We start from the raw sequence: 23,310 nt of genomic DNA, 5'->3' as shown, positions 1-23,310 counted from the left end.
ATTTGCTCTACGCAAGTTCAAGGCTTTTTTGCATTTCTAAAACAAATCTAGACTTTCTTCTTCCTTAGCATATGCAGAAGCGACCACCAATTCCGTATTTTGAACGGCCTCTTCCACCAAGCCCTCAATATCGAGATCTGCTTCAAATTTTTCAGCCTTTTCCACATTAGGACGAGTAACAGGTGACTTCGGAACAAAAATGGTGCAACAATCTTCAAAAGGAAGAATGGATGTTTCATAGGTTCCGATTTGATGGGCGATCCGAATGATGTCCGACTTGTCCATGGCGACTAGGGGACGAATCACGGGCATTCTCGTTACGTTATTAATCGTATACATGCTTTCCATCGTTTGGCTGGCCACTTGACCTAAACTTTCTCCTGTTGCAATTGCCAGAGCTTTTCTCTTGTGGGCAATTCTCTCTGCTATCCGCATCATAAAGCGCCGCATAATCGTAATCAGGTAATGTTCCGGGCATTTCTGGCGAATCTCAGTCTGGATCTTGGTAAAGGGTACCATATGAACCCTCATTTCCCCTGCTCCATATTGACTGACGATTCCTGCTAAATCCAGCACCTTCTGGCGAGCCCTTTCGCTTGTAAATGGGGGGCTTTCAAAGTGGATGCCTTCTATGCGTACACCCCTCTTCATGGTCATCCATCCGGCTACAGGGCTATCTATCCCTCCGGATAGCATAAGCATGGCCTTTCCGCTGCTTCCAACCGGCAATCCCCCATTGGCGGGTACATCTAAGCAATTGATGAAGGTTCCTTCATTTCGAATTTCTACTTTAAGCAGGACCTCTGGCTGCCGAACATCTACCTTAAGACCCGGCATGTTCTTCAGCACATATCCGCCGATGAAGTTATTCATCTCCATAGATCGATGCGGAAAGCGCTTATTCGAGCGATTCGTTTCTACCTTAAAGGTTTTGGGCTGAGGGCTGACATCCTGCATGACGCTTAATGCTGCCTGTTGGATAGTCTCCAGCTCAAAGCTGTCTATTCTTTTGGTTGGGCTAAACGATGTGATGCCAAAGATCTTCTTGATTTTCGGTTCGATTTCGCTGTAAGGGGCCCCATTGAGTGAAATATACATTCTTCCATAGGCTTTCTCAATTTCGGCCTGCGGAAAGTCTACCAAGCTTCGTTTGATATTTGATATCAGCTGTTTTTCAAACATCCCTCTATTTTTACCCTTAAGGGCCATTTCGCCGTAACGGATTAGTATATCATCGTAATTTACCATAGAAACTCCTTTATGTTACCTTTAACATCTGTTTTAATTGAGGCACGACATCATAGAAAATGGTGAGAAACTGTTCGACTTCAGTCATGGTATTCATATATGAAAGGCTGATCCGAAGACTGCTCCTTGCATTCGCCTCTCCTGCGTTCATGGCCATGAGTACACGGCTAGGTCGGTCTACTTTAGAAGAGCAAGCGGATTTCGTCGAGACAAAGATCTGCTTATCTTCCAGCGCATGGAGAATAACTTCTGATTTCAAGCCAGGCAGAGAAATATTAACGATGTGAGGTGCCCCTTCACGCGGGGTGTTCATGCGGCACCCCTCCCATTGATTCAAGCTTTCCCAAATCCGATTCCGCATTTCAAATAGGGTTTGAGGATTTGAATCCAGCTTTTCTTTGGCCATTCTCATTGCTTTCACCATACCTACAATGGCAGCCAAATTTTCGGTACCGGAACGCAACCCGCCCTCTTGTCCCCCGCCTACCATTATTGGCGAAAGCTCTATTCCTTTTCTGACGAAGAGAAGACCCGTCCCTTTTGGCCCGTGAAATTTATGGGCGGATAAGGATACCAGATCAGCCCCCCACCGGTTCGGCTCGACAGGCAGCTTCCCAAAGCCCTGAACGGCGTCTACATGGAAAAAAAGCTTTGGATATTTCTTTAATCGATTCCCAATTTCCTCTATGGGCTGTACACTGCCTACTTCATTGTTCACATGCATGATGGAAACTAAAATAGTGTCAGGGCGGATCGCTGATTCCACGTCATCCGGATCAATCACTCCTGCTTCATTTACCGGCAAAACCGTTAATTGAAACCCAAAGTCCTCTAATTGCTTGCAAACATCAAAAACGGCAGGATGCTCGATAGCCGTCGTAATGATATGTTTTCCCCGATTCTGATATTGGAAGGAGACCCCTTTGATTGCCATATTATTGCTTTCTGTCGCCCCTGATGTAAACGCAATCTCCCCCGGCTGTACGCCGAGAAACTTGGCAGCTAAACTTCGTGATTGATTTAAGATTTTCTCGGATTCTACACCAAGATGGTGGAGCGAAGACGGGTTTCCGTAATACTTTTGCATAACCGATGTCATGGCTTCCACGACTTCTGGATAAGGCGCTGTCGTGGCTCCATTATCAAAATAAATCATAGGCACCTCCTTTCTGGATTTCAGACCTATATGTACTTTTAAAATTATTATTACCCGATAGTATGGAAGAAAAAGCTAACTCACATTATAACTTATCCCAACCGAAGCGGACAACTCCATAACACCTTCCATAATGACAAAAAGTCCCTTTAAATTCTATTTACAAATCCCTTTTAACTTGTTAGAATTATCAATAAATTACAAATGGTTATTACCATACCGCGGTGATGCAGAGAGAAAACTTAATCCATGAATGAGCTGGAGGGTTCCATCATGACAGTTACAGTGAAGTCAGAAGTTTTAAAGCAACTAGAAGAGCAGGTCCTATCGCTGCAAATCCAATTGCAGCAATTGAACCAACAAGAAGAAGGGTTTGATTGCCTGGATAGCGATTATTATTTAATGGAAGTATATAATGGATAGCTGATTCAAAAAAGTTAAAGGGGCTTGATTGCAGGGTAAAGATTCGTTACCTTGGCATCAGGCCCTTTTCCAATATTTATCCAATGATGCCAGCTCCTTCCCCCATTACAATAGAGGTAGGAATTTCAATCTTTAGATCAAAATGGATGGGAAGGGGTTTTTCACCATGATTCAACACCGATGGAAGAGATGGGTAGGAAAAGGTTTAGTGGCTGCTTTGCTTCTGGGCGGCACGCAAGCTGCCTATGCACAAAGCTATACTGTACAGCGTGGGGATACCTTGTTTTTGATTTCTCAGAAATACGGAATTACAGTAGACCAATTGAAAACAGCGAATCAGCTAACGAGTGATGAAATATGGGTGGGAACGACACTCACTATTCCGCCTAAACAATTCACCTATACCGTACAGGCTGGAGATACGCTTTATCTTCTCAGTCAGCGTTTTCAAACGACGATTGATGCATTGATTCAGCTCAATAGCTTAAATTCTACAGGTCTGCTCGTTGGACAGAAGCTGCAGATTCCCGAGTCTGCGGCCCCAAGCCGAATCAATAACGGAACAGCCTATATCGTAAAATCGGGTGATATGCTTTGGAAAATTGCTCAGGTGCACAATACAACAGTGGAGGCCATCAAGCAAGCCAATAATCTAAGCAACGATTACATAGAGGTGGGACAAGCCTTAAAAATACCTAGTCCCACAGCACCAGCGCCTGCTCAGCCAGCTCCTCAACCCGCACCTGAGGTCAAAGAAGGTCCATGGATCGAATATCAAACCTACACGGTACAAAAAGGAGAAACGGGCTGGACCATATCCTTGAAATTCGGGATTCCTTTTTCCGAGTTTCTTCAACTGAATAATATGACAGAGAAAAGCATACTATCCATTGGCCAGCAAGTGAAGGTAGCCATTCATCATGTACCCGTAAAGCCCGCTGTCAGTCCTCAAGCAGGAGAATTGCTCGATTGGAGCACCGAAGCTCAATATGTATTCCCAATTGGAGCAACAGCCAGAGTGACGGATATTGCAACCGGGAAGAATTGGAATATTAAGCGGACTATCGGTGCTTTCCATGCGGATTGCGAGCCGCTTACATCAAGCGATGCTGAAACAATGAAAGCGGTTTGGGGAGGCAATTACTCTTGGTCGGTTCGTCCGGTTATTCTCGAAGTTAATGGCCGACGACTAGCCGCATCCATGAGCTCTATGCCTCACGATATTCAGTACATTACAGACAATAACTTTAATGGTCATTTCGACGTCCACTTTTTGAACAGTTTAAAGCATGTGGACGGCCAAATGGATCCTAAACATCAAGCGGCTGTGAAGGTGGCTGCGGGAGTACAATAGGATTTTTTTGAAAAAAGAGATTGGGCAACTCGCGTTCTCACGACTTGCCCAATCCCCTCCTAAATACTCTTACCCCACGATCACCGCATACATAACCCCAGGACCATGGACACCAATAGTCAGATCGTTTTCAATATCCGCCGATCGGCTAGGACCGGTTACAAAATGGACGCCAGCCGGCATTTCTCCCTGTTGATTGAGTTGGCTCACTTCCTTCAGCGCTTCTCCCAATCGTGTTTTTAAGCGATCGGCTTTGATAATGGCCATGAATGCCGTAGGCAGCAAGCTGGTCGCTCTTCCCTTGAATGGACTTGACATGACAAGGATGGTGCCGGTGTGCGCCACAGCATAATCTACCACCCCAATTCCGATGTCACTCCCCGCTGCTTTGGCCAACAGCTCTTCTTCTCGTTCCGGATTCCAATAGGTCACTTCCACGTCTGGACCTTGGTCCTCTAACTCCATGCTTGACAGTTCTGGTTGATCAAAACAAAGTAAGTATCGTGCTTCCATGGACTTCACGACGTTTCTGATATAAGCCTTCGCTTCCTCCATATTAGAAACCCGTGTGGCTTCCCCGCCTACCTTCTGCCAATTTTCCATAAACAAACTAATTTTTTCTTCCAAGGAAAGATCATAACTTGCCCAAAATGGTGGAGCTCCTCGGAAAGGATGCTCCGGTGGCTTTGTGCAACGCTCTCGCCCAAGACGACCTGCGATGTTTTTCATAAACGCTTCTTGTCTTTGTTTGGACACTTGCTCAAGCTCAGCTAAGTAATCGGATTTAGCCATCGTTCTTTTCACCCTTTCCGCGTGAAGCTAGAATCTGTTCCATTCTTTTTTTCATTTTAGGGTCCATCTCTTGAAGTTCAGCCTGAACATCCAAATCCAGGGCTTTCCAGGAGTCTCTAAAAGACCGTTTGGCTATGCTTGGCGCGAACCGTTTCGAGGTCCATCCTTTTAGCGGACCTACTTTAGACTTGATCATTCCCTTGTTAACGAGAGGCAACTGACCAATACTACCTACTTTCAAGGAAAGATGGTAACGTTTATGGCTGGACATTACATATCGGTAACCTTTAAACGCAGCCCTCTCTGATGGGGCGGTGTAGCCCTGCTCTGCTTTTTTCCTGCGCAGGTAAACGAGCATATCGTGCAGCGGAATTTTGACCGGGCAGGCTTCCCAGCAAGCACCGCATAAGCTAGAGGCGTTGGCGATATCGTCCCATTCCGCGACATTGCCGTTTAAAGCTGGCGTCAATACTGCCCCTATGGGGCCGCTATAAACCTTGCCATAGGAATGACCTCCAATATGGCGATAGACCGGACACGCATTCAAACATGCTCCGCAGCGAATGCAATTAAGCAATTCTTGGAATTCCGGATCACCAAGCTGCAAAGACCTGCCATTATCTAAAATAATTATATGCATTTCTTCTGGTCCGTCACTGTCCTCCGAACGCCTTGGGCCCGTAATCACGGACATGTAAACGGTCAGCTTTTGTCCGGTAGCGGAGCGCGGCAACAGCGTAGCCATGACCTCCAGGTCATCAAGTGTCGGTATGATCCTCTCCATCCCCATAAACGTAATCTGCGTCTTCGGTACGGTACTAACCATCCTAGCATTCCCTTCATTGGAAAAAAGGGAGATTGATCCGGTTTCCGCAATGGCAAAGTTACACCCTGTCATGCCTATTTCCGCTTCCAAAAACTTCTCCCGCAGCTTGGCTCGGGCAAAACCGGCCAATACCGATGTATCCGCGGGAAGCTGCTGGCCAGCTTCCTTGGAAAATAGGTCGGCCACCTGCTGCTTATTTTTATGGATGGCTGGAATAATGATATGGGAAGGCGTTTCCCCCGCCAGTTGAATAATATATTCGCCCAAATCGGTTTCCACCGCTTCGATTCCTGCATCCTCAAGCGCATGGTTCATATGAATTTCTTCCGAAACCATGGACTTGGACTTCACCACAGATTTCGCTTGCTTCGCTTCAGCGATCTTCATCGCAATTTCCACTGCTTCTTCACTCGTGGAAGCAAAATGGATATGAGTTCCTTGAGCTCTGGCATTTTCGATAAACTGGGTCAAATAATAGTCTAGATGGGCAATGGTGTGCAGCCGGATCTGTCTGCCCCGTTCCCTCCACTCCTGCCAATTTCCTTGCTCTTCTGCCGCTGTTTTTCGGCCTGTTCTTAGCTTCTCCGTGGTAAACCTTACGGCATTTCTAAGAAATTGATCATTTAAGGCAACTTTTGCACGTGCTACAACACTATTTAATGTGGGTGTACTCATACCTTAGCTTTCACCCCTTCATATAAAAGTTCGATGAGGTGCATCACCCGTATAGGCGTGCCTTTATAGTGAAGGTGCCCCCCGATATTCATCAGACAGCCCATATCCATTCCGACTAAGACCTCAGCTTCGGTTTCGAGAACATGCTGTGCTTTTTCTTCGACCATTGCTCCAGAGATCTCTGACATTTTCACCGCGAATGTTCCGCCGAATCCACAGCAATCTTCTCCTGATGGCAGCGGTACCAATTCAAGCCCTTGAACATGCTTCAAAAGCTCTAATGGCTCATCTTTCACTCCGAGCAGCCGAGTTCCATGACAGGAGGGATGATAGGTGACTTTATGCGGAAAATAAGCTCCCAAGTCTTTTACTTCTAATACTTGAACGAGGAACTGGGAGAATTCGTAGGTTTTATCTATAAATTTTTTCGCTCTTTTTAGCTGAATCGGGTCATTCTCAAACAACTTTTCATAGTTGTGATGAATCATGCCCACACAGGATCCAGACGGAGAAACAACAAAATCGCTATCTTCAAAAGCATCCAATAAGGTTATCGCAGCCCCTCTTGCATCTTCCCAGTAACCGCTGTTAAAGGCTGGCTGGCCACAGCACGTTTGAACCTCCGGGAAACTTAGCTTCACCCCATACTTTGCCAAGATTTTGGTCATGGCTTCCCCCACTCCAGGATAGATGCCATCTACCAAACAGGTAACGAACAGGGAAACTTTCATTCCGTTAACCTCCCTTTTAACTGACCTGATCAAATGCCCTTCAGGTCATCAGATGTGTGTTGTGAAAAGTATACTGCATTTTCTAGAAGATGAACAGCGTTTTTTTGGAAAAGAAAAAGGTTCAGGTAATCACCATGAACCTTTCTAGGAATCCTTTAGCATAAATTCTTCGACACCGCGCAGATGGTTAAGCATCGCTTCTTGTGCCTGCTCTACGTTTTGCATGCGTATTGCCTCATAAATATTCCGATGGTCCTCAAGAAGCTTTTCCCCTACGCCTTCCCTATCGTACATCTGCTGCCGGGAGGCTTTCATGGTTCTTTCCATCATCTCGGAGATGGAATGCATCACCGAAACCAGCATTTCATTATGAGAAGCTCGGGCAATGGCAAAATGAAAACTCCAGTCCGCCTCGTCTCCTTGCTCCCTTAGGTTTCCATGGTGAGCTTCTTCCATTTTGTCTAGCGCTTCCCCGATCGCACGCAAATCATCAGTGGTTCTTCTTTCCGCAGCCAGGAGAACAATTCCAGATTCTATCACTTTGCGAACCTCATATAGGGAGCTTATATCCTGCTTGGTGACAGGCCTGATCGACTCTAGCGTTGTTTTTAGCTCTTCTGGCTCAAAGCGGGTGACAAAGGTTCCTTCGCCTTGCCGAATGGTGACCAGTCCCATTGTCTTTAATGAACCTATGGCTTCGCGGATCGTGGATTGCCCCACACCGAGATTTTCCCCAAGCTCTCTTAATGACGGCAGACGTTCACCTGACTTATAAACACCTGAGATGATCTGATCGCGTAGATAATCAGCTACCTCTTCGTAGGTTTTACGCACTTTAAACTGCGGCTTCATTCGACACCTCAATGCTGATTTATGATATGGGAAAAATTATATCATACAAAACTTCATTTTCCCATCCGGTGTCTGATGAAGGATTTATAAAGCGCGGTCCAAGAGATCCATAATATGAATGGCTTCCATCTTTCCTTCCATTCCCGCCCTTATTATTCCATTCTTCATTTGCAGCAGGCAGCCAGGATTCGAAGTGACCACGAAGTGGGCCTTCGTGTCTTTCACATGTTCCATTTTTCCATCTAAGATTTGCATGGACATATCATAATTCGTAATATTATAAATCCCGGCAGAGCCGCAGCAGCTGTCGGCATTTGCCAGCTCTACATACTCTACTCCCGGGATGCTGCGCAGCAGCTGACGCGGCTGATTCCGTACACCTTGCCCATGAGCCAAATGGCAGGAGTCTTGATAAGTGACCCGAGCATTCAATGACTTACTGAATGTGATGGGCGGAAGCTCAGCGAGGAGCTCATTGGCATCACGCATCTTCGTGACAAAGGCCATGGCACGTTCTTTCCACGCTGGGTCGTCATGGAACCAATGATGATACTCCTTCAAGGCAGCACCGCAACCGCCGGCATTGTTAACGATAAAGTCTGCATTTACCCGTTCAAAAGCTTCAATATTGCGTTTCGCTAAATCCTTTGCCCCTTCCTTTTCACCCGAGTGAGCATGCAAAGCACCGCAGCAAGATTGGTTCTCCACAAACACCACGTCACATCCTGCTTTTTGGAGAAGGCGAGCCGTGGCCTGGTTGGTTTCGTAGAACATCACATCTTGTATGCAGCCTGTAAACAAACCAACCGTATAACAGGTTTCCTTCTCTGCCTTCACCACCGGCTCTCTTTTCTTCCTTTCCCACGGGGAAGCTATGGTTTTCACGGCTTTCTGCATTTCAGCCATCGGCTTAGGGAGAATGTGAATTAATCCGGTTTTATCCGCAAGCTTTTGCATACCGGTCGCTTGAGCCGCCCATAAGGCGGTACCTAAAAGCTTCATTCGTGTCGGCTTGGTAAATAATTGGTCAAAAACAATGGTGCGAATGATGGATGGCTTTTCTTTGGTCTTCTTATTTTCCTCAATCACTTCACGAGCCGTTTCCACTAGGCTTCCATAAGGGACTCCAGCCGGACAAGCCGTTTCACAAGCTCTGCATCCTAAGCAAAGGTACATATTTTTTTCAAATTCTTCTTCAAGAGCCAGCTGTTCCTTGGCAACGCCCTTCATCAGCGCAATTCGACCGCGAGGGCTGGCATACTCCATTCCCGTTTCACGGTATGTAGGGCAAGCTGGCAAACAAAACCCGCAATGCATGCAATTCATGATCTCATCCATATTAAACTTGGCTAAAAGCCCATTGTTAGACTTTATCATCTGATCCGAATCGCATGCAGGCTTCTGTCCCTCTGACGTTTTTACCATGACACTCATTACTGTTTCACCACCACTCTGCGTCTTTCGCTATTAGCAAACATTTTTCCAGGATTCATGATATTATTGGGGTCAAATGCCGCCTTGAGCCTTTTCATGAGCTCGACGCCCCCATCGCCGACTTTTAGGCTAAGATAATTCATCTTGGCCATTCCGACTCCGTGTTCCCCCGTAATGGTTCCTCCCATGCGGATGGCAGCACGGAAAATCTCGTCAAAAGCTTGCTCTACACGGTGGATCTCCTCTTTGTTCCGCTCATCCGTCATACAAGTAGGATGAAGGTTCCCATCCCCTGCGTGCCCGAACGTACAAATCTGGACCTGATATTTTTCTGACACTCGTTCTACTTCTTCCACAATCTCCGCCAAACGAGAGCGTGGAACGGTAGCATCTTCCAATATTGTGGTTGGACGAAGGCGGGATAAAGCGGCCAAAGCGGACCTTCTGGCTGCTAATAGCTTCGCCCCTTCTTCCGGTGTTCTTGCTACCTCGACTAGAGCGGCTCCCTCTTGCCGAGCGATTGCGGCAATGCGTTCAATATCAAGAACCACTTGATCCTCCACTCCGTCCTGTTCAATAAGCAGCATCGATTTCATATCCAGCGGCAAGCCCAGCTTAGCAAAGTCGTCGACCACCTTCATGGTTGACTGATCCATGAACTCCATCGTTGCCGGGATAATTTTTGAGGCAATGACCTTCTCTACAGTGCGCGCAGCATCCACTAGATTTCGAAAATATGCCACTAAAGTTCGTTTGGTTTCCGGCAGAGGCACGAGCTTGACGATAATCTCGGTAATGACGCCAAGCGTGCCTTCCGATCCAACCATAAGGCGGGTCATATCATAACCAGCTACATCTTTCACGTTTTTCCCCCCGCAACGAAGGATTTCTCCGGAGGGTAACACATATTCCAAGCCCATGATATAATCCTTTGTTACGCCATATTTCAGCCCGCGCATCCCACCTGCACATTGAGCCATATTTCCGCCAACGGTTGAGATTCTCATACTTCCAGGATCAGGAGGATAAAATAGCCCTACAGCTTCTACCGCTTTATGCAAATCTGCTGTTACCACTCCCGTACCAATGGTAGCGGTGAGGTTCTTTTGATCAATTTCATAAATTTTATTAAACCGGTTCATATTTAAGACAATGCCGCCTTGTACAGGAATCGTGCCTCCTGCCAAGTTCGTCCCTGATCCGCGAGGAACGATGGGAATCAAGTTCTCATTCGCGATTTTAAGAATCTCCGATACTTCCTGGGTGCTCCCCGGAAGAATGACGGCATCGGGCATCGATTGATAAATCGGAGTTGCATCATATGAATACGAATACAATTCATTTGGACTGTCCAGATAATACTTACTTCCCACAATAGAGATCAATTGATTTTTCAAATCTTGACTAATCATGAAAGATCCTCCCCCAAGTTAAATCATGTTAGCAGGTCATCAGACGAATTTTGTATTTTAACTCTATCATAAGTTCAGGAAATTGTGTAGAGTATTTATATTAATTACCCGGAGGAAAAATCATGAGCCTTTCGAAAAAAAGCTATGAAATCATTGCCGAAGAGCTGCAGCGCATCATCGATTCAGGACTAATCAAACCAGGAGAAAAGCTGGATACGATTGAAAACCTGGCTAAGGAATATCACGTGGGGCGTTCAACCATCCGGGAAGCGTTAAGTCAATTAAAAGCCCGTGGACTGGTAGAGTCTCGTCAAGGCGGCGGGACCTATGTGACCAGCCCAGTTCCTAGTGACTCCCTTTTTCAGGATCATGCCATATCCAATGCGATGGAGCTCACCCAACTCCTTCAGGTGCGTAAAATTTTGGAGGTGGGGTCTATTGAGCTTGCTGCCCAGTTACGAGGTCCTTCTCATATTGAAGAGTTGGAACGCATCCTCCTCCAGATGAAAGATGCCATCGGCAACGAGGAAATTAGCCAGGTATATGACGTTAATTTTCACCTTGCTATAGCTAAAGCGACTCAGAACCCCCTATTGCAATCTATGATGGAGGGGATATCGACTGTCATGACTCGGACGATACGTGATACGAGAAAGCTATGGCTCTATAGCAAGAAAGAGTCTGCCGACCGATTATTTGAAGAACACCAGAGAATGCTGCAAGCGATTATCAATCAGGATGCTGAAGGGGGCGCATTAGTGATGAGAGAACATCTCTCCCAAGTCGAATCGGTGTTAAAAGACAGTTAATCGAAGAGAGGCGCGCCTCTCTTATGGTAATCTTCAAAAGGCTGGAAAATTTTAAAATAGTACTTGTCAAACTCTACACCTCTTTTTATAATAAGGTCATCTGATGACCTCATCAAACTGCACATTGGTATCGCCAGTTATTCTGCACATGCTGTAAGCGATTTCAGGTCATGGGAGAAGTTTTCATTATTTGGGGGAGGGTTTAACCGTTTATGAGTACTGGACTTTTAGCATTTCTTTCATTGCTTCCGATTCTTTCAGTAGCCCTATTTCTTGTCGCCTTGCGATGGCCTGCAAGTAGAGCCATGCCTATTTGTTATATCGTAGCAGCTGGACTTGCTCTTTTTGTTTGGAAGGTTCCTGGCTCGCAAGTTGCGGCTGCTTCTGTAAACGGTTTAGTGACAGCTGGGACCCTGCTGTTCATCATCTTTGGAGCCATATTATTGTTAAATACCCTTCAGGAAAGCGGCGGGTTGCGCACCATCCGCCAAGGATTTACTGACATTACTCAAGACCGCCGCATTCAAGTGATCATTATCGCTTGGCTGTTCGGATCCTTCATCGAAGGAGCGGCGGGTTTCGGGACACCTGCAGCTGTTGCTGTTCCGCTATTGGTCGGGTTAGGGTTTCCGGCTATGGCAGCTGTCGTGGCGGGTATGATTATTCAGAGTACTCCCGTTTCCTTTGGGGCTGTAGGTACCCCCATCCTCGTAGGAGTCAATAGCGGACTATCATCCGATGAAGCTATCAAAACTTTTGCCGCCAACTTAGGTTATGGGGAGTGGAGCCAATTCCTGAACATGCTGGGAGCAAAAGTCGCTCTTCTTCACGCGATCGGCGGAACACTAGTACCCTTAATAGTAGTTGCTTTCTTAACGAAATTCTATGGGAAAAATAGGACCTTTACAGAGGGTCTTAAAGTGTGGAAGTTTGCCTTATTCTCTGCTTTCGCCATGACTATACCTTACTATTTAGTAGCGGTTTCGCTCGGGCCGGAATTTCCATCGATGGTTGGCGGATTAATCGGACTCGCCATAGTGATCACCGCTGCAAAAACTGGATTTCTTATGCCTCCTAAAGCTGAGGTTTGGGACTTTGATAAGAAAGAAAACTGGGATGTTTCCTGGAATGGCACGATAGAAATTAAAGATGTTGCAGCTCGCAAGGGCCATATCAGCTTGTTCAGAGCCTGGGTTCCCTATATTCTTGTAGGGTTGCTTCTAGTTTTAACCCGTTTAAAAGAGCTTCCTTTCATGGATATGATGAAAGCTTGGACCGTTAAATTTCCGAACCTCTTCGGTACGGAAATCAGCGCTAGCTTCCAGCCGCTTTATTTGCCAGGGACAATTTTCATTGCCGTATCGCTGATTACCTTTTTCCTTCATCAGATGGATGGTTCTGCCTATAAGCGTGCCGTATCCAGCTCCTTCAAAACCACTTTATCGGCTTCCGTAGCCCTGATCTTTACGGTTCCGATGGTACAAGTGTTTATCAACAGCGGCGGCGGTTTGGCAGGATTCGAAAGAATGCCGATTGCTCTTGCGGATGGCGTGGCCGCTTTGACCGGATCAGCGTGGCCCATCTTTGCTCCCTTTATTGGCGGTCTAGGCGCTTTCGTAGCCGGAAGCAATACGATTAGCAACATGATGTTTTCATTGTTCCAGTTTGGAGTGGGGGAAAGAATTGGAGTAGATCCTACTTGGGTTGTTGCGCTGCAAGCGATTGGCGGTGCAGCTGGAAACATGATTTGTGTGCATAACGTGGTAGCTGCATCTGCAGTCGTCGGTTTAGTTGGACGTGAAGGGGAGATCATTCGTAAAACCGTGTTCCCTTTCACTTACTATGCTTTACTGCTTGGGTCGATCGGTTATGCTATCGTTTGGTATTCTCAAAAAGGGTTGTTCAACATCGGTACCTTCATTGCTGTAGCGATCGGTTTGGCTGCCATCTGGATAATTGCTACAAATAATAAAAGAGCTGCTGACTTTGGCACCAGAAAGAATATTGCTTCATAAGAATAATAAAAAGTCCTTGGACTTGCCGGAAGGCATGGCCAAGGACTTTCATTGTTTCTTGCTGGATGGGAAAGTTTAAGTTCACAGTAGCACTGAAGTGAACCCTAGCTTTCCATCAAGGGTAAAGCTAGGGAAAAAGCTTCCTCTGTTTTATCCCTTCAAAAACCATCTTTTTCTCACGGGATTCACAATCTGAGTGGCTGCAAGCAAGAGAAGGACGCTCAAGACCAAATAAGTGATACAGAATAGGATCCATGGCGTAATGACATACGCAGGAAAAGGAGCGATCCGTTCCCCAAGGATATCTCCTAATACGAAACCTGGATTGATAGCCGCTAGAATCTGCAATAAGGCCGAATTCTCACGGTCCCACTCCATCATACGGTAGAATTCCCAAAGAAAGAATACCAGAAACCCGGTTCCTACTCCGGTCAAGAAAGTGAGACAATAGGCTACGATGGTGCTGACGCCGGTTCTCTTAAACCATGCCGAACAAAAAGCCCCCAAACTTCCAAAAAAAATCATATTAACGGCAAAGAAAGAAAAGACTTTCCCCAGTTGCTCCGGCGAAATTCCCCCATACAGAAATACAAAACTGTATAAAGGTAAGGATGAAACCAAGAGCAATCCGATAAAGGATAGAGAGGTCAACAGTTTGCTGGCTACAATTTCAAATGGGGTTAAGTGAGTCGTCAGCAGGATGTTTAGCGTTTGCCTTTCTCTCTCCCCGCTTATTGTGCCGGCTGTTAGAGCCGGAGCGATGAAGCCGATCATGGCTAATTGGATAACGGACAGCATCATAAACAGCTCCCTGCTTTCACCTGGACGGAAGAACGATCGCTGATAAGGACCCAGATAAATAAATCCTAATAGAATAGCCCCCATAATGAATAAGTAGGCACCTAGAATCCAGGCGGTCTTACCGGTTCGAAACCTTTCCCTGACTTCTTTAATAATCACTGGATTAGCAAGAAACCCTTTCATTAGCTGCCCACCCCCTCTGTTATGGTTAGAAACACATCTTCCAAGTTTTCCTTGGCTTCAGAAAAACTGCTTACTGGAACCCCAGCTGAAAGCAAGCTTTGAAGCAGCTCGGCTCGGTGATGTTCAGTGCCGTTGAAATGAAATCGAAAGTAGCGGTTTTTATTATCGACTCGCTGGACGTATGGGGAATTAGCCAAAATATGCTCTGTCTCCGCTTCTCCATCCAATACTTTTAATTGCATTACCACGATCCCCCTTGAACCTGCGGTCATATCCTGAACCGGTCCGCAAGCGATCAGCTTTCCTTTCTCGATCACACCGATATCGTCGCATAGCTCCGCAAGCTCGGGGAGGATATGGGAACTGATGATGATCGTCTTTCCCATGTGCCGCAATTGTTTCAGAATTTCCCTCATTTCAATCCTTGCGCGAGGGTCCAGCCCGGAAGCCGGCTCGTCAAGAATGAGGACTTCTGGGTTATGCACCAGGCAGCGGGCTAGTCCAAGCCGTTGCTTCATACCGCGCGAAAGGGAATCGACGTAGCTGTCTGCTTTCTGAGTCAGATTCACTAATTCCAGCAAGTCTGCAATGAGGGCCTTTCTTTTGCGGTCTGGAATGTGGTAAGCCCCACAGTAAAAATCGAGGTACTCCGTCGCTTTTAAATTATCATAAACGCCAAAGAAATCTGGCATATAACCAATTAAGCGGCGCACCTCCGAAGGGTTTTTCTCCACGTCATAACCGCCTACAAAGGCTTGCCCTGATGTTTGCCGCAGCAAAGTCGACAGGATCAGCATCGTTGTTGATTTGCCTGCGCCATTGGGACCGATAAAACCGAAGACTCTCCCTTTCTCGATATGCAAGTTAAGGTCCGTTAAAGCCTCTAGCTTCCCATACTTTTTTGATAACCCTAGTGTTTTAATCATGCTTGTTAACCTCGCCCTCTACTAGAAAATAGGGTTGCGGCAGGAATACTCTTTCCTCCGAATCTTGGATAAAGCGGAGAACGATCTCGCCTTGCGGCGTGATATAAGCATCCTTCTCAGCCCCTGATAAGACAAATGGCTGATCGGATTGCAACGTCTCCCATTGCTCTTTCTTAACATTATAAATATTTTTCGTGAATGGCTTATACGGGGCTTCATTTAAAGGAACGACAATGCGATTTACACCTACCCCGTTCGGTTGGACCTTTAAGGCAAAATTCATAAAACCGTTGCTGAGGTAATAACCGCCAAGCATCCCTTCCCAATTCCCCTTGGTTTCCCCGAGCCTTAAGGGCAATGTTCCATATGGGAATATTTGCTTGCCGTTAGGCAAAGGTGACAGCGCTACGCTTTGTCTGATCATGGTGGAGAAATACTTTTCTTCTTCCCGATCACGTACATTAAAGATTTCTATTCCTTCTTCACTAAGTCCTGATATCATTACAGGGATGGAGGATCCGTTTAAATCATAGCTGGTCCTTTGCAGCCTTTCCATCCGCTCCCAGCGGGATAGAAATCGTCCTTCTCTCTGCCAATCCAATAGGGAGGATTCGGGTACATAGACGCGCTGCAGCTCCTTGTCAATTTGCATTTCTTTTCCCATCGGCAGGTCCCCTAAAGGAATTTCTTGCATCCCGACCGTAAGCAGCACATTTTTTAAGTCAAAGGAGGTCAGATTGCCCACTTTTCCTCGAATGCGCTCATCTTCAATATAGAGCTGGTTTTCAATATGGCCTATATCCTTGCGTATGGAATGCGAATAGACTTCCTTCATCGATAAATAAGGAATTTTCTTGAATTGGACAGCTCCCAATTCAAGAGAAAGTGCCTTTTCTTCGATTTGGGGATTCCCTATTTGGAGTGGAATGATCGTTGTACCATCAGCTTTATCGACGGTATATGTTCCTCCTTCAACCATTAGGAAGGAAGCTGCGCTGCTCACTTCTGCTTGCTGTTCATCCAAGATTTGAATGGAAGATACCGTATGAACGGAATCCTCTTTGGCCACCCAATACTTCCCTAGCATATAAATGCCCGCGGTTAGCAGAATGGACAAGGAAGGAATAAGAATCCAGGCCCACTCCCTCTTATCCCTTCTTTTGAGGAAAAGATAAAGTCCCGGTGTAACGACCAAGAGATAGACTCCCCAAATGATAGCGATCAAGGGAAATTTCGGCGGGGTTACCCCTGGAGTCATATAGCTTACATCCAACAAACCGTGGTCGATCAAAGGCCTCATGTCTTTTCTCACCATGGCATCCAACAACCATTGATTAAGGGCCTGGTGCCATAAAGTCTTGTTTCCTTGCCAGGATACAAGGGGCTCTTCTGTTACATCGTAAGCAACTGTCAAAATGAGCCCTTGACCAAATTTCTCCGTATGAAACAGGTTTTTCGCTTCCTTTAAAACAGACACCGGTTCGACCGGAGCCTTCAAATCGGTTAAACGCTCTAAATCGGAAGAGATATCACGAAGAGTTGTCTCGCTGGATCGATAGGGCAACAAGTCCCCAAAGGATTTCGAAACTGTCTCATAAGACTTCCCTCCCGAAACGAGCAACACGCCGCCACTGCCTATCCATTCCTTGATAGCGTTGATCTGGTCTTCCTCCAGATCATCAGAAAGATCTCCTATTGCCAAGAGATCCAGATGATTCATGAGAATGGACTCATCAGGGATAGCATCCGGCTCTAACTGTTTAACAGAGAGGTTTCTGCCATTCTCAGGCTGGGCCATACTTAAAAAGTGAAAAGCATTGCTATCCTTCGCGATTACACCAATGAGCCACTCATGATGGGGGGCCAGACCGTGAACTGGAACCCAATCCACTTCCTTTCCATCCTGTAGGATGCTTACCCCAACCTGGCGACCGCCGTTCATTAATTGGTCGCTATTTACATCTATGGTCACGATCTTTTCTTCGTTGGCCTCCATTTGAAACTGCTTGGGACTTGATAGTGTTTGGGGCTGGACAAAATCCAATTGCTTCACCATCATTTCACCGGAAAATGGTTCATCATGGTTTTTCACATGCACGGAAAATCGGACCATCTTGCCTCCCTTATAGATGCCATGGAAAGGAACTTCTATGGAAACATCCATGTCTAAGGCCTTCTCTTCCGCTTCAGCAATCTGTCCTCCGGGTGAAAGAAACCAGAGTATGAACCCTATCATTAATAACCTGTACATCGTTTTTATCTCCTTAGTCCGTTCATTTTTCATTTCCGAACCTCTCCCTGACTCCATATTTCCCCTTGGGGAGTTCTCCTTTCTATTAAAACTCTTTGACCATCTCCAGACACCTGGAGACCTGTAATGCTATCAGAAGAATTTTGGGATAAGTCGAGAGTCTCCCTGGGCCCATCGGAAGAAAAAGGATTCACTGCCATCACTCTCCGCTGAGGATCAAGATAGAGCAAGTTCTTTTCATCGATCCATTGCGGGAAAGACCCTTCACTTACAGCCGCCAGCTTTTCCCCCAGTTTGTCAACAATTTTAATTTTTCCATTAACGACTACCGCAAGATGATTTCCATCCGGGGAGGGAGAGGGTTGGTTTCCAGCAGTTACAACCTTGTTTTTCGGTGAAACGGTGCTTATCAGCCATACTTGGTTGTCAAAAGAAGCATAGATCCCTTTTCCGTCAGGAGACCAAGCTAACCCGTCTATTTGTTCTGCGGGGAATTCCGCCATTAATCGGCTGCCTGGCCCTTGCATCTGGGAAATCCACACCTGGGAAGACTGGGGCGTGCTTTTTACCCAGGCCCACTCTTCGCCTCGGGGAGACCAAGCCAAGCTTGTAACTTTCTCTTGTTGAAGAGGCAAGGACATCCGATAGGATCGTTTTCTATTTTCGTCCAGCACAATAATCTCATGACCAACAAGCAGTGCCAGGTGGTCTTCCTTAGGGGCAAGCTGCACGATTGCTGCTTTTTCTAATTCGCGATCCTGCAAATTCTCCACTTGTCGGATGGACACATCATTTTTTAATCCGACAGCAAGGAACCATGCTAACCCTATTGCTCCCAATAGCCAACTATATATCTGCCATTTGGGCTTTTTCCGGGGCTCCTGCTCAATGGGGCCCGCGGACTGCGCCGTCTTCATGGACATCATTTGGGCCATCAGCTTTTTCTTCAATTCCGCCTTCAGCTGATAATTGACCGGAACGGTTTCTCTCATGATTTTTAGATGCTTCAGCAGACTGGATATCGTAGGATCACGTTCTTCTTCATGAAGTGAGCGATCTTCGTTCATCTTTTCATTCCCCCTCGTAAAGCTTCTGCAATTGTCTAAGCCCTCGGTAAGATATCATCTTCACGGCTGATTCGGATTTCCCGACCACTTCAGCGATCTGGCTGATCTTTAAATCGCCGAAGTAACGAAGGGTCAGCACATCCCGTTGGTCTTGCGAGAGCCTATTCATTTTTTCATGGAGATATTGAATTTCTTCTTTCGTGAGTGCTTTCTTTTCCGGTTGCCAAGTTTCATCGTCTTCGTCCATCATCCATGAATTAGGTTCCATCGGAAATTCCCTCTTTTTTCGCAAATAATCAATGAAAGCATTGTGGGCAATCCGAAAGATCCAAGAAGCAAAAGGGTTTTTGCGATCATATTGGTGAAATTTCTCTAGCGCCTTGATAAAAACGGTTGTTGTTAAGTCGTCCGCATCCCATATGTTATTTGCTCTGCAGCGCAAGTAACGGTTTACGCGGTCGAAGTATTCATCATATAGTTCTCCGAAATCCCTTTCCTCTACCTGGGAATCTATGTTTGACATTTCGGGGTCCTCCGAGGGAAGTTCTGTTTGCAAAGCCATCCCCATCGTGTTACCTCCTTCTTCTAACTCCGTCCACTGGCCAGCTTTCGATAAGTTATTGGCTTAATCTAGTAAAAAGGACGTTACTGTATTCCGTAAGGTCACACCTGTTAGAAATTTTTTTTAGTTTCTATGTATTTACGTCATGTCTTAATTGTTACATAATGGTAAAGACCATGTAGACGGAGGTACAAAATGAAAAAAATCGCAGGTATCCTCTTCTCCCTTGTGGCATTGCTCGCTGCCTGCACTGCTCAAGACCCCGCCCCTGAGACGGGATATCCCGTTCCCCAAGAAGTAAGCTCTCCTGTGTCAGAAGATAAGTCGGACCCAATGTTGGAGTCGACTTCCCATACAGAAGAAACAGCTTCTCCCGCTGTATCTGACGAAATGAGAGAGGAAGTTGTTTCACCCATCGTGCTTACCTTTGCCGGTGATTCCATGATGGCGGGAAGGGTAGCCGACATTGTAAAGCAAAAAGGACCTCATTACCCCTTTACAGACGCGGCGCCCATTTTCCAGGAAAGCGATCTCTCCATGCTGAATCTCGAAACGGCTATCAGCAAGGGTGGAGAAGCCAAACAAAAAGAATATACGTTTCGAAGCGATCCGATGATGGCTGAGGCTCTCCGACAAGCCGGAATTGATATCGTTACGGTCGCCAACAACCATGCGCTCGATTATGGAACAGAGGCATTTCTAGATACCCTTGATCACTTAAAAAAAGCGGGGGTGCATTATGTTGGGGGTGGAAAAAATCAGGATGAGGCCTACGCTCCCGTTCAGGTAGAGGTGAAAGGGAAAAAAATTTCCGTCTTTGGATTTAGCCGGGTACTGGCAGAGGCCAATTGGCATGCGGGTCTAAATCATCCAGGAATGTCGAGTGCTTATGATCCTGAGCTCGTTTATCGTGCCGTCCAGCCTTACATTGACCAAAGTGATTATACCGTCGTTTACCTTCATTGGGGGCAAGAGCTGGCTGAACAGCCGCTCCCCTATCAAGTTCAATTGGCCCACGGCTTGATCGACCTTGGAGTCGACTTAGTGATCGGCAGCCATCCTCATGTGTTGCAGGGCTTGGAATGGTATAAGGACAAACTGATCGCTTATAGTCTTGGGAATTTTGTCTTTACGACCAGCCGTGTCAATGAAGGGCGCCAATCAGGGATTTTGCAGATTGCCTTAGCTGGTGACAAGATTACTCCGCGATTCATTCCGATGTATATTGACCAAGGGGCTGTTTGGTTAGCCGACGAGGAAATTTCCCGGCAGATCATGGACCGCCTGTCCCGTCTTTCCAGCGGGGGAACTTGGGGAGAGGATCAAACCTTTGAAAGAAACTGAAAAAAGGTGTTCGGGTCATTGTTGCCCGGACACCTTTTTTTCATCCAACAAGGGGAGGAGGAGTGAACATGGAATAAGTGATCATCATCATCCACCCTAGAAATACAGCCAATCCAACATAAGATAGTCCATAAGCAAGTCTCGTCCGACTCGGTACTTGGTAATAGCCTTCCTCTTGGATCATGGCCGATTGATTCTCAGGATACATGAGAAAGGAAACTTGCATGGTCATTTTCAATTTCTCGTCATCCACTTTCGTCGCGATGAGCTTCACCCGTTCCACGAGTCCTAGCTGGAAAGGAACTGAAGCAATCCGTCCTATGCCTGGGTAATAGAGATGGCAGAATTCTTCCCGCAAGGCAATATCGCTGGATTGGAGGAAATATAGCTCTCGTTGGTGCGATTCAGCAGGAACTGGCAGACCGCTGTCCAAAAAACAATAGGCATCGACCGTAACCGTTAAGTTCGTTTCTTTCCGCACTTCTTTCTGCTGATCTTTCCTTACGTACTTTTTATAAAGCTCCCATGCAAACATCGCCCAGAAAATCAAAAAGATAATCGCTTTAAGGTAGAGAATGACGATGAGGCCACCGATTAGCCCTACAACCCAGAGCCACCTGGAAATGGCGGTCACAATCCGCCCCCCATCCAAAGGATGGATCGGAATTAAGTTAATGAGGTTCAAGAAAAAGCCTACTTGTGCCACCGATAACAAGGCAGGTGAATCCAGAGCCATTCCCAAGCCTAATGCCCCCAGTGCTCCTATAGTTCCGATCAAGGGGCCCCCGAAGGCTAAATAAGCCTCTGTCTGAGCGTCTACTGGCTGCTTTTTCAATGTAATAAGCGCTCCTAAAAAAGGAATAAAAGCGGGAGCTGTAACCGGAATCCCCTTTTTCTTTGCCGCTAACACATGGCCCATTTCATGGATGAAAATCATGACAACGATTCCAATGGCAAACGACCAAGGATAGATGATGGCATAGGCTCCGACCATCAAAGCCATACTCCATATGGTCCCCCCAAATTTCCCTAATTTGAGCAAAGGCAGCAAAAATTTCAGCTTTCCTCCAAACAAGGCAAGGAAGGCAATGATCCCGCCAAATGATTTCCATTTCCCTGAAGTTTTTTCCTTCTTGGAATGATCCATACCTACCTCCTACTGCAAAACCACTTTACTATAGAATTATTTTATCAGAAACCGAAGCCATTTGTCCTCTTGAGAACACCACTCGTTTCTTCTATGATGTGAGTAAGCATCAAGAATCAAGGGAGGTGTTACGAATGCATCCAAAAGGATCCCTGCATCTCATGTACATCCTTTATCGTCAAATTTTTCCCCAAGTGAGGGTTGAGCTTAAAAAATGGCATGACCGCGCTCTGCTTATCCCGGATGCGGAGCTTCGAAAGCAAGCATTGGATAGTATCCAAAACAAAACCTTTCACTGCGAGGGAGGCTGTGTTTATGCTGCAGCAAATCTTTCCATGAAGGATACACTTATTCCGCTGATAGTCGCGTATCAAACAATAAGCGACTATCTAGATAACTTATGCGATCGGTCTACCTCTTGTCAACCTAGCAATTTCGCCTGCCTTCATCTAGCGATGTATGATGCCGTGACCTTACAGTCGGGGGAAAGAGATTATTATGTCCATAACCATGAGAAGGACGACGGAGGTTATCTTCGTGAACTTGTACAGACATGCCAAAGGGCCATCAGACAATTGCCCCATTATGAGTACATACAAGAATCAGTTCAAACATTGACTTCATTATATTGTGACCTACAAACCCATAAGCATGCAAAAGAAGCAGAGCGAGAAACGCGCTTGCTTGCATGGTGGGAAGAACATAAGTCTCTCGCCCCCGAGCTGGGCTGGCATGAGTTCTCGGCGGCGACCGGTTCAACCCTGGGGGTTTTTCATTTATTCCAAGCGGCTTCCTTGCCGCTGTTTACTAAAGAAAGGGTAGATAAGATTCTTCAGGCCTATTTTCCTTGGATCTGTGCCTTGCATATCCTTCTTGATTATCTGATAGATCTAGAGGAGGACCAAATTGGCGGTGATTTAAATTTTATTGCTTATTACCAGACTCAGAAGGACATCTATGAAAGAATCCAATTTATTAGCAGCAAAGCAAAATGGACCGTACGAAGACTTCCTGATGCATCCTTTCACCAGATGATCGTAGATGGCTTATTGGGTCTCTATTTATCTGACGGAAAGGTACAGCGGCAACCGATGGTGAAATCTATCGGCCAGAAACTCATTCGTTCCTCCGCACTAAGAACCCGGTTCTTTTACTGGAACAGCCGGGTCTATCGCGGAAGCAAAGCCATCCTGCAGCCCCCGCCAGCCCACAGATAAGGCGGGGGCTTTCGTTGCCGGGAATAGCGGGAGCTTCCCCAAAAGGGATCCAATCCTCTTTGCCAACTGCCTTGCAGAACGCAGT

20 protein-coding genes are annotated in these 23,310 nt (G+C 46.4%); 6 read left to right on the top strand and 14 right to left on the bottom strand.

The features are described from left to right. Nucleotides 1-36: 36 nt before the first annotated feature. On the bottom strand, nt 37-1,248 hold the full coding sequence (thiI, locus tag ABLT31_RS19705) for a tRNA uracil 4-sulfurtransferase ThiI (RefSeq protein ID WP_367754788.1): 1,212 nt from the start codon (nt 1,246-1,248) through the stop codon (nt 37-39). Between the two features lie 10 nt (nt 1,249-1,258). Further along, nucleotides 1,259-2,404, bottom strand: a complete 1,146-nt coding sequence (locus tag ABLT31_RS19700; RefSeq protein WP_367754786.1) for a cysteine desulfurase family protein — start codon at nt 2,402-2,404, stop codon at nt 1,259-1,261. A 273-nt stretch (nt 2,405-2,677) separates the two neighbouring features. On the opposite strand from ABLT31_RS19700, the gene ABLT31_RS19695 reads away from it, so the two are divergent. Both ABLT31_RS19695 and ABLT31_RS19690 read left to right on the top strand, forming a co-directional pair. Next, a complete protein-coding gene (locus ABLT31_RS19695) occupies nt 2,678-2,827 on the top strand; it encodes a hypothetical protein (RefSeq protein ID WP_367754784.1) in 150 nt (49 codons plus the stop codon). A gap of 166 nt (nt 2,828-2,993) precedes the next feature. Then, complete coding sequence (locus ABLT31_RS19690) at nt 2,994-4,181, top strand: LysM peptidoglycan-binding domain-containing protein (RefSeq protein ID WP_367754781.1); 1,188 nt, start codon at nt 2,994-2,996, stop codon at nt 4,179-4,181. A gap of 69 nt (nt 4,182-4,250) precedes the next feature. On the opposite strand, the gene ABLT31_RS19685 is transcribed toward ABLT31_RS19690, so the two are convergent. The 6 genes from ABLT31_RS19685 to ABLT31_RS19660 form a co-directional block, all read right to left on the bottom strand. Further along, on the bottom strand, nt 4,251-4,973 hold the full coding sequence (locus ABLT31_RS19685) for a LutC/YkgG family protein (RefSeq protein ID WP_367754779.1): 723 nt from the start codon (nt 4,971-4,973) through the stop codon (nt 4,251-4,253). After that, a complete protein-coding gene (locus ABLT31_RS19680; protein ID WP_367754777.1) occupies nt 4,966-6,474 on the bottom strand; it encodes a LutB/LldF family L-lactate oxidation iron-sulfur protein in 1,509 nt (502 codons plus the stop codon). The genes ABLT31_RS19685 and ABLT31_RS19680 overlap by 8 nt, the downstream gene beginning before the upstream one ends. After that, on the bottom strand, nt 6,471-7,205 hold the full coding sequence (locus ABLT31_RS19675) for a (Fe-S)-binding protein (protein WP_367754775.1): 735 nt from the start codon (nt 7,203-7,205) through the stop codon (nt 6,471-6,473). The genes ABLT31_RS19680 and ABLT31_RS19675 overlap by 4 nt, the downstream gene beginning before the upstream one ends. 144 nt (nt 7,206-7,349) lie before the next feature. Next, nucleotides 7,350-8,057, bottom strand: coding sequence for a FadR/GntR family transcriptional regulator (locus ABLT31_RS19670; protein ID WP_367754773.1), 708 nt, complete (start codon nt 8,055-8,057; stop codon nt 7,350-7,352). Nucleotides 8,058-8,141: 84 nt separating this feature from the next. After that, a complete protein-coding gene (locus ABLT31_RS19665; RefSeq protein ID WP_367754922.1) occupies nt 8,142-9,434 on the bottom strand; it encodes a (Fe-S)-binding protein in 1,293 nt (430 codons plus the stop codon). Between the two features lie 56 nt (nt 9,435-9,490). Beyond that, nucleotides 9,491-10,903, bottom strand: a complete 1,413-nt coding sequence (locus tag ABLT31_RS19660) for an FAD-binding oxidoreductase (protein ID WP_367754771.1) — start codon at nt 10,901-10,903, stop codon at nt 9,491-9,493. Nucleotides 10,904-11,025: 122 nt separating this feature from the next. Between ABLT31_RS19660 and ABLT31_RS19655 the strand changes: the two genes are divergently transcribed. Then, a complete protein-coding gene (locus tag ABLT31_RS19655; RefSeq protein ID WP_367754769.1) occupies nt 11,026-11,712 on the top strand; it encodes a FadR/GntR family transcriptional regulator in 687 nt (228 codons plus the stop codon). A 212-nt stretch (nt 11,713-11,924) separates the two neighbouring features. Beyond that, nucleotides 11,925-13,727: an L-lactate permease gene (locus ABLT31_RS19650; protein ID WP_367754767.1), complete on the top strand. Its 1,803-nt coding sequence runs from the start codon at nt 11,925-11,927 to the stop codon at nt 13,725-13,727. Between the two features lie 150 nt (nt 13,728-13,877). On the opposite strand, the gene ABLT31_RS19645 is transcribed toward ABLT31_RS19650, so the two are convergent. From ABLT31_RS19645 to ABLT31_RS19625, 5 genes are read right to left on the bottom strand one after another with little or no spacing between them, the layout of a single operon-like run. Beyond that, entirely contained in the window at nt 13,878-14,711 is an 834-nt protein-coding gene (locus ABLT31_RS19645) for an ABC transporter permease (protein ID WP_367754765.1), read from the bottom strand. Further along, entirely contained in the window at nt 14,711-15,637 is a 927-nt protein-coding gene (locus ABLT31_RS19640) for an ABC transporter ATP-binding protein (RefSeq protein WP_367754763.1), read from the bottom strand. Before ABLT31_RS19640 ends, ABLT31_RS19645 begins: the two co-directional genes overlap by 1 nt. Then, a complete protein-coding gene (locus ABLT31_RS19635; RefSeq protein WP_367754761.1) occupies nt 15,630-17,888 on the bottom strand; it encodes a hypothetical protein in 2,259 nt (752 codons plus the stop codon). The genes ABLT31_RS19640 and ABLT31_RS19635 overlap by 8 nt, the downstream gene beginning before the upstream one ends. A 29-nt stretch (nt 17,889-17,917) precedes the next feature. Then, nucleotides 17,918-18,955 carry a TolB family protein gene (locus ABLT31_RS19630; RefSeq protein ID WP_367754758.1) on the bottom strand — a complete coding sequence of 346 codons (1,038 nt, stop codon included), beginning with the start codon at nt 18,953-18,955 and terminating at the stop codon, nt 17,918-17,920. A 4-nt stretch (nt 18,956-18,959) separates the two neighbouring features. Continuing rightward, a complete protein-coding gene (locus ABLT31_RS19625; protein ID WP_462976515.1) occupies nt 18,960-19,523 on the bottom strand; it encodes an RNA polymerase sigma factor in 564 nt (187 codons plus the stop codon). A 189-nt stretch (nt 19,524-19,712) separates the two neighbouring features. Here ABLT31_RS19625 and ABLT31_RS19620 point away from each other — a divergent pair, with 189 nt between their 5' ends. Continuing rightward, nucleotides 19,713-20,861 (top strand): CapA family protein, encoded by a 1,149-nt coding sequence (locus ABLT31_RS19620; RefSeq protein WP_367754756.1) that lies wholly within the window; start codon nt 19,713-19,715, stop codon nt 20,859-20,861. A gap of 40 nt (nt 20,862-20,901) precedes the next feature. On the opposite strand, the gene ABLT31_RS19615 is transcribed toward ABLT31_RS19620, so the two are convergent. Further along, nucleotides 20,902-22,008 carry a site-2 protease family protein gene (locus tag ABLT31_RS19615; protein WP_367754754.1) on the bottom strand — a complete coding sequence of 369 codons (1,107 nt, stop codon included), beginning with the start codon at nt 22,006-22,008 and terminating at the stop codon, nt 20,902-20,904. A gap of 134 nt (nt 22,009-22,142) precedes the next feature. On the opposite strand from ABLT31_RS19615, the gene ABLT31_RS19610 reads away from it, so the two are divergent. Beyond that, nucleotides 22,143-23,225: a tetraprenyl-beta-curcumene synthase family protein gene (locus tag ABLT31_RS19610; protein WP_367754752.1), complete on the top strand. Its 1,083-nt coding sequence runs from the start codon at nt 22,143-22,145 to the stop codon at nt 23,223-23,225. Nucleotides 23,226-23,310: the final 85 nt, after the last annotated feature.

The sequence above is a fragment of the Ammoniphilus soli genome (assembly GCF_040813775.1).
Note: the sequence above shows the minus strand (reverse complement) of the source record. Positions and strands in the feature narration are given on the sequence as shown.